Source organism: Xanthomonas sp. D-36-1, from assembly GCF_017746155.1.
Lineage (GTDB): Bacteria > Pseudomonadota > Gammaproteobacteria > Xanthomonadales > Xanthomonadaceae > Xanthomonas > Xanthomonas cissicola.
In genome coordinates, this window is record NZ_JAGHWR010000022.1 from 10,873 (window position 1) to 26,175 (window position 15,303).

A 15,303-nucleotide genomic window follows, 5' to 3' on the forward strand; every position below is an offset into this window, starting at 1 on the left:
ATGTCCCCGCAGTCGCTGCCGCTGCGTGATGTGCATCTGCCACCTTCGCCGTCGTGGTGGCCGCTGGCACCGGGCTGGTGGCTGGTGATCGCGGTTGTCGTGCTGGTGGTGGGGAGCGCATGGGTCTGGTGGTGGCGCCGGCGTCAGCGCCAGCGTCGCTGGCTGGCTGCTTTCGATGCAGAACTAGCGCGCGCCACGACGCCTGCGCAGCGCTTGGCGGCCGTGTCGGTGCTGCTGCGACGTGCGGCGCGGCGCGTCGATCCGCAGGCCGACCGCTTGCAGGGCGAGGCGTGGTTGCAGTTCCTGGACGGGCGCAAGCGCAAGGACCCCGTGTTTTCACAGGGGCCCGCGCGGGCTGTGCTGGAAGGCGGCTTCCAGCGCGCACCCACAGTCAGCGATCTGCCGGCGTTAGAAGCGTTGGCGCGGCAGCGCTTTGTGGGGCTGATGCGGGGCCGGCGATGAACTGGTTGCAGTGGTCGCAATGGCAGGATGCGTTGGCGCATTGCGCCTGGCCATGGGCGTGGTGGTTGATGCCCTTGCCGTTGCTGATGTTGTTCTGGCCGCAACGCCGCGCCGATGCGGCCGCACTCCGTGTGCCTTACGCGGAGCAGTTGCAGGCAGTGGCGCAGGCGACGAGCGCGCCGGTGCTGCGGATGCCGCGTTGGCTGGCGTGGCTGGCTTGGTTTTTGTTGTGCGCCGCGCTGGCACGTCCGCAGCAATTGGGCGAGGTGATTCAACCGCCGCGCGAGGCGCGCCAGATGATGTTGGCGGTGGATCTTTCGGGCAGCATGAGCGAGCCCGACATGGTGCTTGGTGGCAAGGTGGTGGACCGGCTCACCGCCGCCAAGGCCGTGCTGTCGGAATTCCTGGATCGGCGCGACGGCGACCGCGTCGGTCTGCTGGTTTTTGGCCAACGCGCGTATGCGCTGACACCACTGACGGCCGACCTCACCTCCGTGCGCGATCAGTTGCGCGACAGCGTGGTGGGCTTGGCCGGGCGCGAAACCGCGATTGGCGATGCGATCGCCTTGTCGGTCAAACGCCTGCGCGAACAGAAGCAGGGCCAGCGCGTGGTGGTGTTGCTCACCGATGGCGTCAACACCGCTGGCGTGCTCAATCCGTTGAAGGCTGCGGAACTGGCCAAGGCCGAAGGCGTGCGCGTGCACACCATTGCGTTCGGCGGCAGTGGCGGCTATTCCTTGTTCGGGGTGCCGATTCCGGCCGGCGGCGACGACGACATCGACGAGGACGGGCTGCGCAAGATTGCCCAGCAGACCGGCGGACGCTTCTTCCGCGCCCGCGATACCGAGGAGCTCGCCGGCATCTATGCCGAGCTGGATCGGCTGGAGCCGGTCAAGGGACTGGGCCCCTCGGTGCAGCCGCGCGTGGAGCGTTACTACTGGCCATTGGGCGCGGCAATCGTCGTTGCCCTGTTGGCCTATGTACTGCCGCGGAGGTGGCAATGGACGCGCTGACCGAGCTGGCGGGGTGGCTGCAGTCGCTACATCTGTTGCGCCCGATGGTGTTGTGGGCGCTGCTGGCGATCGTGCCGGCGGCGGCGCTGTGGCACTGGCGTCGCCGCGATGCCGACGTCTGGCGGCAGAGTGTGGATGCGCATCTGTTGCCGGAGCTGTTGGCCGCCGGCGGTCGGCGCGGATGGCTGGGATTCGTGCTGGCTGCGCTGACCTATGCGTTGGCGGTGATTGCGGTGAGCGGGCCGAGTTGGCGGCAGACCGAGCGTCCGGTGTTTCAATCGAGCATGCCGCTGGTGGTGGTGCTGGATCTGTCGTCCAGCGCCAACGCAACCGACCTGCCGCCTTCGCGCCTGCTGCAGGCGCGCGCCAAGCTGGCGACGCTGCTGCGCAAACGTGCCGGTGGTGAGGTGGCATTGCTGGTCTATGCAGGCGAGAGTTTCACGGTTGCGCCATTGACCGAGGACAGCGCCAACGTGGCCTTGTTTCTGGATGCGCTGTCGCCGTCGGTCATGCCGGTCGATGGCAAGCGTGCAGACCGGGCGATCGATGCGGCCGTGCAGCTGTTGCAGCAGGCCGGCTTCAAGCAAGGCGAGATCCTGCTTGTCAGCGATGGCGCAGATCGCTCCGCCGAAAGTTCGGCACGGGTGGCACGTTCGCGCGGTTTCAGTGTCTTCGCGCTTGGCGTGGGCGGCGAGCGCGGTGCGGCGTATCGCATGGCCAGCGGTGAAATTGCGCAGGCCAGGCTCGACGAAGGCAGTCTGCGCACCCTGGCCGCGCAGGGCGGCGGGCGGTATGCGCGCATTGCGCCGGACGATGCGGATCTGCGGGCGTTGGGCGTGCTCGATCCATCGCAACAGCCGTTGGCCGATGAAACCGCCGAGTCCGATGGCGGCAAGAGCTGGCTCGACGAAGGCTATTGGCTGGTGCTGCCGGTGATGCTGCTGTCCCTGCTGGCGTTTCGCCGCCGCGCGGTGGTGGCGGTGCTGGCGACGGCATGCGTGCTACCGCTGGCGCAGCCCGCGAACGCGGCCGATGGCACCTTGTGGCAGCGTGCCGATCAGGTGCAACAACAGCGCCTGGACGCCGGCGTGCAGGCATATCGCAAGGGCGATTTCGCGGCGGCACAGAAGGCGTTCGAAGCGGTGCCAACCGATGAGGGGCTGTACAACCTCGGCAATGCGCTGGCGCGACAAGGCCAGTACGACGCCGCGATCGCGGCCTACGACCGTGCGCTCAAGCAACACCCGAATCAGCAGGATGCCATCGCCAATCGCGCCGCGGTCGATGCGGCGCGCAAGCGTCAGCAGCAGAACAACAAGGATGGCAAGGGCCAGGACGGCAAAGGCCAGTCCAAGGACCAGAAGCCATCCGGTCAGGATGGCAAGGGGCAACAGCAGGCCGGCCAGAATCAGCAGGCCAAGCCATCCGGCCAGGATGGGCAGAACCAGCAGGGCAGCGACAACCAGCCCTCTGATGCGCAGCCGCCACAGGACGGCAAGTCGCAAGATGCGCAGTCCAAGAACGGGCAGGGCGAGCAACGCAAGCAGGACACCCCGCCCCAATCTGCAGATGCTAAGGCGCAGCAGCAGGCCGATGAGGCACAGCGTCGCAAGATGCAGCAGGCCATGGCGCAGGCGGGTGACAAGCAGGCGGATGCCAGCGGCAAGGAGGCCACCGTCGCCGGCGAGACGCCGGAACAGCGCGAGCAACGTCAGGCGGTGGACGCATGGCTGCGGCGGGTTCCGGACGATCCGGGCAGCCTGCTGCGTACCAAATTCAGGCTGGAATACGAACGCAGGCAACGGGACGGACGATGATCGGCAGACAGCACTTGCGTCGCGCGGCAATCGGCATGCTGGCCAGCGTGGCACTGTTGGCGTGCGCGCCGGTGGGTGCGGTCACGCGCGCGTGGCTGGATCGCGACAGCGTCAATGCCGGCGATGTGGCGATGTTGAATATCGAAACCGACCAACGCGGCGTCGACCCTGATTACACGCCACTGCGCACCGACTTCTTGCTGGGCGCCAAGAGCGCCAATCAGCAGATGCAGGTGGCCAATGGTTCGGTGACGGTGCGTGCCTTGTTCGGTGTGGTGCTGACGCCGCGCAAGAGTGGCGAACTGATCGTGCCGGCGATACGCGTGGGCAATGAACGCACCGAACCGCTGCGCCTGCAGGTGGTTGGGGCGGCGAACGATCCCGCAAGTAGCTCCGGCAACGCTGCCGGCGCGCCGAGTGCAGCGCAGGGCAATGAAGAAGCCTTCGTCCAAACCCAGGTGGACGACCCGCAACCCTACGTGCAGCAAAGCGTGGGCGTGGTGGTGCGGTTGTACTTCGCCACCCAGTTGGCATCGGGCGAGTTGGATCTTGAGGCCCCCGATGGGGCATCGATGCAGCGCGTCGGCGACGACGTCAGCTCGGTCAAGGTCGTCAACGGACGCCACTACAACGTGGTGGAGCGGCGCTACCTGCTGGTGCCCGAGCGCAGCGGTCGCCTGCTGCTGCCGCCGGCACGTTTCAACGGGCGTTCGGTAGGTGGGTTTTTCGACGACTACTTCGGGCGCGGCAACGGTGAGCTGAGTGCGCGCAGTGCGAGCATTCCGTTGCAGGTGCGCGCGCAACCGGCCAATGCGCCGCAGCCGTGGTTGCCGTTGCGCAGCCTGCAGTTGCGCTACACGACCACGCCACAGCGGGCGAGAGCCGGTGAGGCGGCCCAATTCGTGGTGGAAGCCAGTGCGCGCGGCGCGACCCAGGCGCAGTTCCCCGAATTACCGACGCCCAGCGTGCCCGACGCGCAGGTGTTTGCCGAGCCACCGCAATTCGAGGAGCGCTTCGTGGACGGCTCGCCGCAACTGCGACTGACCCGGCGCTATTCGATCGTGCCCAACCGCGCCGGTCCGTTGGTGGTGCCCGGGCTGCAGATGGCGTGGTGGGATGTGGGGGCAGGGGCAGCCAAGACGGCGTCACTGCCCGATCTGACGCTCGATGTCGCGGCAGGTAGCGGCGCGTTTGCGACGCCTGCGCCAGCGCCCACGCCGAATCCGACACCCGATCAATCGGCGCCGACACCGGATCGCACTCTCACCCTGCAAGCACCATCGCCCGCGCAACCGCCGTGGGGGTGGATCGCGGCGGCGATCGGGTTTGCGTTTTTGTGGATCGCCACGCTGGTGTGGGCGTTGGTGCGTCGGCGCGGTGCTCCGCGCGGTGCGCCAGGCGGCACTGGTGGTGACGGCAACAATGGAACAGCTGAGGCTAGGCGCGCCACTCACGGCGTGGCCGAGTTGCGCCGCGCGCTCGACACCGGCGGCATGGACGATGTGGCGGCGGTGCTCTGCGGCATGGCCGGCGTGGCCGATATCGACGCAGTGGTGGCGGCGTTGGCAGACCCGGCGCAGCAGGCAGCCGTGGCGCGCATGCAGCGCGCGCGCTGGGGCGGCGATGGCGATGTGACCGGCGCGCGCGCCGCCTTGCGCGAGGCGTTCGCCAAGGGTCCGCGGTGGCACCAGGCAAGCGCAGCCGAACCGGAGGTGCTGGCGCCGTTGTATCCGCCTGCGCCTTGATCGACGGCGTTGCATCGGGGGCGGCTTGAACCACTGAGATACCGGCTGCGCAGTTTCCGCGCGGTGCAGTTGGTGTAACGAATGGTCTGCAACAACGGTACTTCGATTCCTGGGGGGGAATCTGCGCTCACGTAACAGTGGCTCGTTAGATTTCGTTGGCCGCTATCACTCGCTTTGAGCGGCGACGCTGCCTTGCAGCGCTGATAACGCATTGATGTTGGATGCGTGTGATCTGCCAACGGTGCGGAAGAGAGCGAAGAGCGTTGGCGCTGCGGCGTTGCTGCAGGGCCCTTGCCCGCCCACCCTCGCAGGACACGCTGCAAGTACGTCCTTGTAAGCTCCGACGCTAGGCCTTTTACTGAGTTGGCGAACAGCGTGCTGGTGCGGTGTCCTCGCCGCGTGCGGGCTCGTTGGCGATATGGATGCCGCCAACGAGCCCCTAGGGACGGTTTCACGGCGTGTCCGGCGACGGCGAGGCACCGCGCACCCGCCGCGCCAGGCTTTCGACCTGAGGCATCTGACGACATATGAGCGCCGCTACGAGATTTCCGTGCCGCACACAGGTGCCGAACAGTCTGGCGGATTGCCAGTTCCAACGCCTGCATGACCCAACATCGAGAGGACCCCTACGCGCAGGCAGATGCCTGGGCGACTCCCGGGTAGGTGGCCGCATCCATGGCGTTTGTTAAGCTCCGGTCTTTGTGTCCACCAAGGCCTGACCAGATGACAGCATCCCCAGCCGCGCGCCGCCCGGGCCTGCCCCTGCATTGGAAGATGGGCATTGGCTTTGCCGTTGGCCTGTTGCTGGGTCTGGCTGTCTACTACCTGGCCGGCAGCGACGCCGAGTGGGTGCGTCTGGCGACCAAGTACGTCACCACGCCGTTTTCGCAGGTCTTCCTCAATCTGATCTTCATGCTGATCGTGCCGCTGCTGTTCTCGGCGCTGGTCATGGGTATTTCCGAAATGGGCGACATCCGCGCGCTCGGGCGGGTGGGGTGGCGCACCCTGGGCTATACCGTGGTGTTGTCCGGTGTGGCGGTGTTGCTGGGGTTGGTGCTGGTCAACGTGCTCAAGCCCGGCGCGGGGGTGGACCCGCAACTGGCCAACCAGCTGATCCAGGAAAACGCCGAGCGCACCCGCGAGATCATTTCCAGCTCCGACACGCAGCCGCAGGGCATGGACATGCTGCTGTCGATCGTCCCCAGCAACGTGATTGCCGCGGCATCGAGCAATGGCGCGATTCTGTCGCTGATGTTCTTTGCGGTGATGTTCGGCGTGGGCATGGTGCTGACCGAAGACGAAAAGGTCGCCACGTTGCGGCGCGGCATCGAGGGGGTCTTCGAGATCTCGATGACCTTGATCGGGCTGGTGATCCGTCTGGCGCCGTACGCGGTGGCGTGCTTCATGTTCAACCTGGCCGCGCTGTTCGGCTTCGATCTGCTGATTCGTCTGGGCGCCTATGTGGGCGTGGTGGTGCTGGCGCTGGGCCTGCACATGGTGGTCAGTTACGGCATTGCGGTGAAATTCGCCGGACGCTCACCGCTGGGCTTTTTCCGCCAGACCCAGGAAGCGACGGTGATGGCGTTCTCGACCGCCTCCAGCAACGCGACCCTGCCAACGGCGCTACGTGTGGCCGACGAGATGGGCCTGCCGCCGCGCGTGTCGCGTTTCGTGCTGACTGTAGGCGCCACCGCCAACCAGAACGGCACCGCACTCTTCGAAGGCGTCACGGTGATCTTCCTGGCGCAGTTCTTCAACGTGGACCTGAGCCTGGGCCAGCAATTCATGGTGATGCTGGTCTGCATCCTGGGCGGGATCGGCACGGCTGGCGTGCCGTCCGGCTCGCTGCCGGTGGTGGCGCTGATCTGCGCGATGGTCGGGGTCAACCCGGTGGGTATCGGCATGATCCTGGGCGTCAACCACTTTCTGGACATGTGCCGCACGGCGCTGAACGTGACCGGCGATCTGGCGCTGACGACCTTGGTGGCCAAGGGCGAGGAATAGGGAATCGGGAGTCGGGAATGGGTAAAGCGGGCTGGTGCGAGGGTGAGGCGCGAGGCAGGGTGGCGCGAAGCTGAGTCCATCGACCAACTCGCAACGCTGCATCCGATTCCCCATTCCCGACTCCCGATTCCCGTAACGCTGTGTATGGGAGAATAGGCGCCTCCGCTTCCAGCGGTGTTCCCTCCGCTTCCATAGACGCCCATGACCCAGCCCACCCGCCGCCAGCTGGCCAACGCCATCCGTTTTCTTGCCGCAGACGCGGTCGAAGCCGCCAAGTCCGGTCATCCCGGCATGCCGATGGGCATGGCCGATATCGCCGAAGTGCTGTGGAACGACTTCTACCGGCATAACCCGAACAATCCGCAGTGGTTCAACCGCGACCGTTTCGTGCTGTCCAACGGGCATGGGTCGATGCTGCAGTACGCGCTACTGCACCTGTCCGGCTACGACCTGCCGATCGAACAGCTCAAGCAGTTCCGCCAGCTGCACAGCAAGACCGCCGGTCACCCCGAGCGCAGCGAAACTCCCGGCGTTGAGACCACCACCGGCCCGCTCGGGCAGGGCTTTGCCAATGCGGTGGGCTTTGCACTGGCCGAGAAGTTGCTGGCGCAGCGCTACAACCGCCCGGAGCTGGAAATCGTCGATCACCGCACCTGGGTGTTCATGGGCGACGGCTGCCTGATGGAAGGCATTTCGCACGAAGCGGCGTCGCTGGCCGGTACCTGGGGCCTGGGCAAGCTGGTGGCGTTCTGGGACAACAACCAGATTTCCATCGACGGCAATACGGCCGGCTGGTTCAGCGACGACACCCCGGCGCGTTTCGAGGCCTATGGCTGGCACGTGATCCGCGATGTGGACGGGCATGACGCCGACAAGATCAAGGCCGCCATCGAGACGGCGCTTGAAAATACCGACAAGCCCACGCTGATCTGCTGCCGCACCAAGATCGGCTTCGGTGCGCCGACCAAGGCCGGCAAGGAGTCCTCGCATGGCGCTCCGCTGGGCAAGGACGAACTGGAAGGCGCGCGCAAGGCGTTGGAATGGCCGTACGGCCCGTTCGAAATTCCCGAAGAGATCTACGCCGGCTGGCGTGCCGGCGGCACCGGTACCTTGCGTCAGGCCGAATGGGAACAGCTGTTCGACAAGTACGCCAAACAGTACGCCAGCGAAGCCGACGAGCTGACCCGTCGCTCGCACGGTGAGTTGCCGGCCGACTTCATCGCCAAGGCCGATGCCTACATCGCCAAGGCGCAGGAAGAGGGCCAGACCATCGCCTCGCGCAAGGCCTCGCAGCTGGCGATCGAAGCGTTCGCGCCCCTATTGCCGGAATTGATCGGTGGCTCGGCCGATCTGGCGCATTCCAACCTGACCTTGTGGAAGGCCAGCAAGTCGGTCGCCACCGACGACCCGGACGCCAACTACGTGTATTACGGCGTGCGCGAGTTCGGCATGACCGCCATTGCCAACGGTCTGGCGCTGCACGGCGGATTCATTCCGTTCGACGCCACCTTCCTGGTGTTCAGCGATTACGCCCGCAATGGCGTGCGCATGAGCGCGCTGAACCCGGCGCATGCGATTCATGTGTACACGCATGACTCGATCGGCCTGGGCGAAGACGGCCCGACCCATCAGCCGGTGGAGCACCTGGCCTCGCTGCGCTACATCCCCAACAACGATGTGTGGCGCCCGGGCGATGCGGTGGAATCGGCAGTGAGCTGGAAGGCGGCCATCACCCGCAAGGACGGCCCGAGCTGCCTGATCTTCAGCCGCCAGAACCTGCAGCATCAGCCGCGCAGCGCCGAGCAGATCAAGTTGATCGAACGCGGTGGCTACGTACTGGCCGATGCCGAAGGCGGTACGCCGGACGTGATCCTGATCGCCACCGGTTCGGAAGTCGGTCTGGCAGTGGAAGCCAAGAAGACGCTGGATGCGGCCGGCCTCAAGACGCGCGTGGTGTCGATGCCGTCGACCGATGTGTTCGATCGCCAGGACGCTGCGTACCGTGAGTCGGTGCTGCCGAACGCCGTGCGCAAGCGCGTGGCGGTGGAAGCGGGCGTGACCGGCTTCTGGCGCAAGTACGTGGGCCTGGATGGCGATGTCGTCGGCATCGACACCTTCGGTGCCTCGGCGCCGGCCGACCAGTTGTATGCGTACTTCAAGATCACCGCAGAGCACGTGGTGGCCGCAGCGAAGGCGCTGTAACGCCTTGCGTGGTGCTTGAAAGAAAAAGCCGGCGAAAGCCGGCTTTTTGTTGGATCCCGTGAGCGATGCGCGGTCGGTCATCGTTCAACGGACGCCTTGCGTGTTTCAGTGCGCGTCGTTGGCCAGCGCCGCTGCGCGGATCCTGGTCAGCACCTTCAGCTGTGCGTCCATCATCGGCGGATTGGGATCGTGTCCTGTGCGTGGCAGCAGGAGAAATTCCTTGCTCGGTGCAGAAAGACCATCGAAATAGGCGTTGCTGATTTGCGCCGGAGTGACCAGATCCTGTTCGCCCTGAATCAGATAGACCGGCATGGCGAACTGCGGCCCGAGTGTGCGCAGATCGATCTGCGGGCCCATGCCGTCGCCTGCCAGCCCGACGAACTGCAGGAAGGAATAGTCTTCCCCGGCCTCATAGGCTGCGCGGTAGTCGGGCGTGTCGTACTCCGCCGCGAAGGTAAACCAGTCTTCCGGCGCCGGGTCGGTACTCAAGGCTTCGTATCTGCGCGTCAGGCGTCTCAGGACTCCGAAGTTGCGTGGGTTTGTCCATGGCGGCGGGCCGATCTTCTCCAGCTTGCCGATCGCATCCGCATCGCTGGCTGCGCGGGCCAGGCTCAGCGTCTTGGCGTAGCTCGACGCCATGTCGTCCTGATAATTGACCAGTTGCGCCGTGCCGACATAAGCGTGGAACAGGTTCGGATTTGCCTTGGCGATAGTGACGGACAGTGCCGAGCCCCACGACCCGCCCATCAGGATGAGCTTGGGTTTGCCCAGCCGTTGCGAGGCATAGCGTGCGACCTCGCTGCCGTCCAGGGTCAGCCGCTGCATGGTCAGCGGCTCGCCGTCGGCAGGCTTGCTTGCCGCGTAGGTCTTGCCGGAGCCGCGTTGGTCCCACTGCACGATGGTGAAATCGCGCGTCCAGCTGCCGAACAGGCGATGCGCGAACGGCGTGTTGGGGTTGCCCGGCCCGCCATGGACGATCAGCACCACGGGATTGCGGCAGTCCTGGCCCTCGATCGTGACCCATTGCTGGATGCCTCCGATCTGCACAAGACCCGCCTCGTGTACGGCATTGCCGGGGACCCGGCAAGCGTCATTCAACGGCGTTTTTCCAGGCTCCGCAGCACGCACTGCCGGCGCGCACACCAGCAGTAGTGCGATAGCTACCCAGCATTTTGTCATGTGATTCCCGTCGTAGCGCGTTCCGTCATTGCATCAGCCACCTGTTCAGCAGCAGCTCCCGCTCCGAGTGTCGCGCCCATGCGAGTTAGGCTGAAATGGCTGCGGTTGGACCGGGAGTTGCAAAACACGCTTCCATCTGAGGTAGCGCTCGCTTGTGGCAAGCGGTGCCAAATAAATGCCAATCCGGCTATTTAAAATGTGAATCATTCCCATTAAAATGGTGCGCTGCCGCGGTTGCGTGGCGCGTCCTCCCCTTTGTTCGCCGTCCGGCGCTGCCGTGATGGATGCCCTCGACTGTCTGTGCCGGAGCTGTGATGAATCGTCCTACCGTAATGCGTCTCCTTCCCATTGCGCTGCGCCCGCGCGCGTTGTCGCATGCGGTGTTTGCCGCGCTGTGCACCTTGTCGGCAGGGCAGGCGTTGGCCGAGACGCCGGCCGGCGACGCGGAGGTCACCACCCTGGATCGGCTCAATGTGCAGGGCGAGCAGGTCAAGGGCTACACGGTGGAAAAAACCTCCGCCGGGACGCGCATTAACCTGGCGCTGCGCGAGATTCCGCAATCGGTCACCGTGATCACCCGCGAGCGCATGGACGACCAGAACCTGCAGAGCATCACCGACGTGCTCAATAACGTCACGGGCATCTCCGCTTCGCAGAATGACAGCGAACGGTTGGACTTCTATGCGCGTGGTTTCTACATCGACAACTACCAATTCGATGGCATCCCGGCCTACATGGAGCAGGCGTGGAGCTACGGCGATTCGGCGCTGGACCTGGCGTTGTACGACCGCGTGGAAGTGGTGCGCGGTGCGACCGGTCTGCTGACCGGCTCGGGCAACCCGTCGGCCTCGATCAATCTGGTGCGCAAGCATGCAGTGAGCCGCAACTTCACCGGCGCCGTGTCGGTGGGCGGCGGCGACTTCAACAAGACCCGCAGCGTGGCCGATGTCACCGTGCCGCTGAGCCCTGAAGGTACCGTGCGCGCACGCGTGGTAGGCGTGTATCAGGACGGCGAATCGGACATGGATCGCTACAATCTGCGCAAGAAGATCGGCTCGGCGATCATCGATGCCGACCTCACCGAGAGCACGCTGTTGAGCGTGGGCTACGAGTACCAGAAGAAGGAATCGGACGATGTCACCTGGGGCGGCTTCCCGCTGTTCTACAGCGATGGCACGCGTACCGACTACAAGCGCTCGTTCAATCAGGCGGCCGACTGGACGTTCTGGGACACGCGTCTGCAGCGCACCTTCGCCAGCCTGCAGCAGAGCTTCGACAGCGGCTGGACCCTCAAGGCCAATGTGAGCCACGAAAAGACCGAAGCGACGAACCACCTGTTCTATCCGTACTACACGATCTTTGGTTTCGACCGCACCACCGGCGGTGGCGTGGTGCCGTATTCGGGCAACTACCAGACCGAGCGCAAGGCCGATGGTGCCGATGTCTATGCGGAAGGTCCGTTTCAGCTGTTCGGCCGCGAGCATCAGCTGGTGGCCGGCGCCAGCTACAACCGCCGCGAGTACGTCAATAACGGTACCTTCGACTTCCCAGCACCGCTGGACAGCTACCTGGGCTGGAACGGCGCGTACCCGGAGCCCAATTGGAGCCCGCGCACGGTACAGAGCGAAGGCACCGTCACGCAGAAAGCCGCCTACGTGGCTGCACGGTTCTCGCTGGCCGATCCGCTGACCTTGCTGGTGGGCGCGCGCTATACCGATTGGCAGATTGATGGCCGTAACGCCGGGACCCAGGGGCTTGTGCCGTTCTCCGACTCCCAGACCGAAGTCACTCCATACGCCGGACTGGTCTACGACATCGACGATGTCTGGTCGACCTACGTCAGCTACACCGAGATCTTCAATCCGCAGACCTTGCGCGATGCCACTGGCGGCTACCTGGATCCGTTGAGTGGCAAGGGCTACGAAGCTGGCGTCAAGGCGGCCTGGTTCGATGATCAGCTCAATGCCTCGCTGGCCCTGTTCCGCATCGAGCAGGACAACCTGGGTGTGGCGACGAGCACCCTGGTGCCGGGCAGCAGCGATTTTGCCTACGTCGCTGCCAACGGTGTGGTCAGCGAAGGCTTCGATTTCGAACTCTCCGGCCGCCTGGCCCAGGGCTGGAACGCGACCTTGGGCGCCTCGCACTACACCGCACGCGACGACAGCGGTGCCTCGATCAACACGCAACTGCCGCGCACCACCATCAAGCTGTTCAGTAGCTACACCCCGCAGGGCGCGTGGAGCGATCTGACCGTCGGTGGTGGGGTCAACTGGCAGAACCGTTCGTACTATGTGGACCCTGTGTATGGCACTTTCCAGCAGAGCGCGTATGCACTGGTCAGCGCATTTGCGCGCTATCGCCTGTCGCCGCAGTTCTCGGTGCAGCTCAACATCGATAACTTGCTCGACAAGCGTTACTACGCGCAGTTCAACAATGGCTATGGCGCGTGGGGCGCATCGCGCAACGGCATGCTGACCTTCAACTACACGTTCTGATCTGAAGCGACATCGGGCGTTTGCAACGCTCGCTGCGATTGCGCTAGGGCACAGGCATCTTGCGAAAGGTGCCTGTGCTTTTTCGTATTCCGATTTTCAGCCGACTGCAGGAAATCGCGCTGCCGAACAGGGACGTTCGTCAGCCGCGCTGAGTGCGCAAACCGGCACGTCATGCATGGAGACATCAATTGTCGTGAGGTAGCTTGCTGCGTCATCGAGTCGACCGGCATGCGATGCACTCAACATCAGCGCCGCACATGTGCTGCGAAGTACACAATGCAAAGGGCTCGCTGTGCATGACTGCGGATCGGCGCAGCACGCTGCGCCGATGTACGTGCTGCTTATCGCAAAAGCGGTTGCAGATGCGGTCCCATCACTTCTGCCATCCAGGCCCCGCAGGCGCGCACGCGTTGCGGCCGATGGCGGCGCTGAGCCACAGGCGCAGGCCCTAGCCAGACCCACTGGTGCGACTGCTTCATTGCAGGGGTTGGTCCCCATGCAATACCGGATAGGGGTTGAGCGCCTCGCCTTTCCACCACTGTTTTTCCGGCCCCAGCCGATGGATCTCGAAGTGCAGATGCGGTGCGGCGGGATTGGCGTTGCCGGTGCTGCCGACATAGCCGATGACCTGGCCACGCTTGATCGATTGCTTCTCCGCCAGGCCGTCGGCATAGCGCTCCAGGTGCGCGTAGTAATAGCAGTATTTGCCGCCGGGCTCGAACTGGTAGACGGTCAGGCCGCCCCGGTCGCTGGTGAACAGTTTTTCCACCGTGCCGTCAGCAACTGCCACAACCGGTGTGCAGGGTGGGAGCGAGGATGTCGATGGCATCGTGCACGCGGCCTTCGCTGCGCGCATCGGTGAAGGTGTCCTGCAGCTGGTTGGGGCTGATGCCTTGTACCGGAATCAGCAAGCCGCTGCCCGGTGGGGCGGCGTCGGGCGACTGCGTCGGCGTGGTGGCGACCGGCATGCTGGCAGGCGCGACGTCGGCGACTGGCGCCGAGGCAACCATCGGTGCCGGCGCGGCCGCCGGTGTCGAGGCCGCCACCGGCGCGGAACTCGCTGCGTTGCGGTCTGCTGCGATGGGTGCAGCGCCCGATGACGGCTCTACGTTTGCTTCCGGCGCGGTGCGTTCCAGCCACCAGTAGCCGGCCGCACCCAGTACAACGCCCACCACCAAGGTCATCAGCAGTTTCATGTTTATTCCTGCATCACCACCGGCACCGACGGTCCCACCACGCTGGCGAGGTTGACCACGTCCCAATTGGTCAGGCGCACACAGCCGTGCGATTCGGTCTTGCCGACATGGCCGGGCTCCGGCGTGCCATGCAAGCCGTAATGCGGTTTGGACAGATCGATCCAGACGCGGCCGACCGGATTGTTCGGACCCGCGGGCAAGGTAGCCTTCTGCTCGCCCTTTTTCGCGTCCCAGAACAGCTTGGGGTTGTACTTGAACACCGGGTCGCGCGAGATGCCGAGGATTTTCCACCGGCCAATGGGCAGCGGATCATGCTTGCTGCCGGAAGACACCGGGAATTGCGCATAGACCTTGCCGTCGGCGTCGAATAGCCGCAGGGTCGAATCGGACTTGTCCACCACCAGCTTGGCTGGCTTGGCCAGCGGCGGCACGCCGTCGATGTTGGGTACTTGAATGACGCTGCCGGCCTTGCTCAGATCCACGCCAGGATTGAGTTGGCGCAGCAGCGCCGGGTCTGCGTGGAAACGTTCGCCCAGAGCTTCATCGACGGAGGCGTAGCCAAGCGCAGTCAGCTTGGCCTGTTCGGCAGGCCCCTTGGGAATGGGTTGGAAGGGGCCGGCAACATCGGCGTCAGTGAGCGTGTACTGCACCAGGGCCGGCGTGGTGTCGGCCTGCAGGGCTTGCCAGGTCGCGTCATCCAGCTCGCCGGTGACCTTGATGTTGTGGGCGGCCTGGAACCCGGACACTGCGCGCTTTTGATTGGAGCCGCGCTCGCCGTCGATCTGGCCCGGCGAAAAATGCGCGCGATCCAGCAACACCTGCGCGTGCAGATCCGAGCGTGCGCCGGTCGGGACGACCTTGGCCGTAGGAGCGGCGGCCGATCCAGGCGCAGCGGCAGGCGCGGGCTGCTGCGCTTGCGCCAGCGCAGACAAGGAAGCGCCCAATGCAAGGGCAAGCAGGCAGACGCGAGCGTAGGAGCGTGGTGGCATGTGCAGGTCCGTAAGAGGCATGCGCGCACCTTGCCGCAGCTGCCTGCGTTTTCGGCGTGAAATCGCTGCACCGGTACTGACTGGGCAAGCGTGGCGATGCGGCATTGCTGAGGGCATTGCCGCCGCGCAATCGACTGACGCAGCCTACCGTCGTGATGGAGCTCCACGAGCCGATACCGTTACCGGTACCGCGGCGCGATC

8 protein-coding genes and 2 pseudogenes are annotated in these 15,303 nt (G+C 65.0%); 7 read left to right on the forward strand and 3 right to left on the reverse strand.

Annotation, left to right across the window (positions count from 1 at the left end; translation table 11 throughout):
• The 6 genes from J7367_RS06890 (at position 1) to tkt (ending at position 9,243) form a co-directional block, all read left to right on the forward strand.
• Positions 1 to 462: a DUF4381 domain-containing protein gene (locus J7367_RS06890; RefSeq protein WP_057659662.1), complete on the forward strand. Its 462-nt coding sequence runs from the start codon at positions 1 to 3 to the stop codon at positions 460 to 462.
• The gene (locus tag J7367_RS06895) at positions 459 to 1,475 is read left to right on the forward strand and encodes a VWA domain-containing protein (RefSeq protein WP_057659660.1); all 1,017 of its coding nucleotides are present in this window, start codon (positions 459 to 461) and stop codon (positions 1,473 to 1,475) included. The genes J7367_RS06890 and J7367_RS06895 overlap by 4 nt, the downstream gene beginning before the upstream one ends.
• The gene (locus J7367_RS06900; RefSeq protein WP_057659658.1) at positions 1,463 to 3,292 is read left to right on the forward strand and encodes a VWA domain-containing protein; all 1,830 of its coding nucleotides are present in this window, start codon (positions 1,463 to 1,465) and stop codon (positions 3,290 to 3,292) included. Before J7367_RS06895 ends, J7367_RS06900 begins: the two co-directional genes overlap by 13 nt.
• Positions 3,289 to 5,037: a BatD family protein gene (locus tag J7367_RS06905; protein WP_057659657.1), complete on the forward strand. Its 1,749-nt coding sequence runs from the start codon at positions 3,289 to 3,291 to the stop codon at positions 5,035 to 5,037. The genes J7367_RS06900 and J7367_RS06905 overlap by 4 nt, the downstream gene beginning before the upstream one ends.
• 723 nt (positions 5,038 to 5,760) lie before the next feature.
• On the forward strand, positions 5,761 to 7,041 hold the full coding sequence (locus tag J7367_RS06910) for a dicarboxylate/amino acid:cation symporter (RefSeq protein ID WP_022558578.1): 1,281 nt from the start codon (positions 5,761 to 5,763) through the stop codon (positions 7,039 to 7,041).
• A 201-nt stretch (positions 7,042 to 7,242) separates the two neighbouring features.
• Positions 7,243 to 9,243, forward strand: a complete 2,001-nt coding sequence (gene tkt, locus J7367_RS06915) for a transketolase (RefSeq protein ID WP_057659655.1) — start codon at positions 7,243 to 7,245, stop codon at positions 9,241 to 9,243.
• Positions 9,244 to 9,489: 246 nt separating this feature from the next.
• Here the strand turns inward: tkt and J7367_RS06920 are convergent.
• Positions 9,490 to 10,422: pseudogene (locus J7367_RS06920) on the reverse strand (alpha/beta hydrolase); the annotation flags it as partial.
• A gap of 314 nt (positions 10,423 to 10,736) precedes the next feature.
• Between J7367_RS06920 and fhuE the strand changes: the two are divergent.
• A complete protein-coding gene (gene fhuE / locus J7367_RS06925) occupies positions 10,737 to 12,917 on the forward strand; it encodes a ferric-rhodotorulic acid/ferric-coprogen receptor FhuE (protein WP_057659653.1) in 2,181 nt (726 codons plus the stop codon).
• Positions 12,918 to 13,392: 475 nt separating this feature from the next.
• Here the strand turns inward: fhuE and J7367_RS06930 are convergent.
• Positions 13,393 to 14,113: pseudogene (locus tag J7367_RS06930) on the reverse strand (M23 family metallopeptidase).
• Positions 14,114 to 14,115: 2 nt separating this feature from the next.
• On the reverse strand, positions 14,116 to 15,045 hold the full coding sequence (locus J7367_RS06935) for a L,D-transpeptidase (RefSeq protein WP_176214991.1): 930 nt from the start codon (positions 15,043 to 15,045) through the stop codon (positions 14,116 to 14,118).
• Positions 15,046 to 15,303 lie beyond the last annotated feature (258 nt).

Coding starts and splice junctions, on each gene's coding strand:
- J7367_RS06890 (WP_057659662.1), top strand. CDS start 1: ATGTCCCCGCAGTCGCTGCCGCTGCGTGATGTGCATCTGCCACCTTCG.
- J7367_RS06895 (WP_057659660.1), top strand. CDS start 459: ATGAACTGGTTGCAGTGGTCGCAATGGCAGGATGCGTTGGCGCATTGC.
- J7367_RS06900 (WP_057659658.1), top strand. CDS start 1,463: ATGGACGCGCTGACCGAGCTGGCGGGGTGGCTGCAGTCGCTACATCTG.
- fhuE (WP_057659653.1), top strand. CDS start 10,737: ATGAATCGTCCTACCGTAATGCGTCTCCTTCCCATTGCGCTGCGCCCG.
- J7367_RS06910 (WP_022558578.1), top strand. CDS start 5,761: ATGACAGCATCCCCAGCCGCGCGCCGCCCGGGCCTGCCCCTGCATTGG.
- tkt (WP_057659655.1), top strand. CDS start 7,243: ATGACCCAGCCCACCCGCCGCCAGCTGGCCAACGCCATCCGTTTTCTT.
- J7367_RS06905 (WP_057659657.1), top strand. CDS start 3,289: ATGATCGGCAGACAGCACTTGCGTCGCGCGGCAATCGGCATGCTGGCC.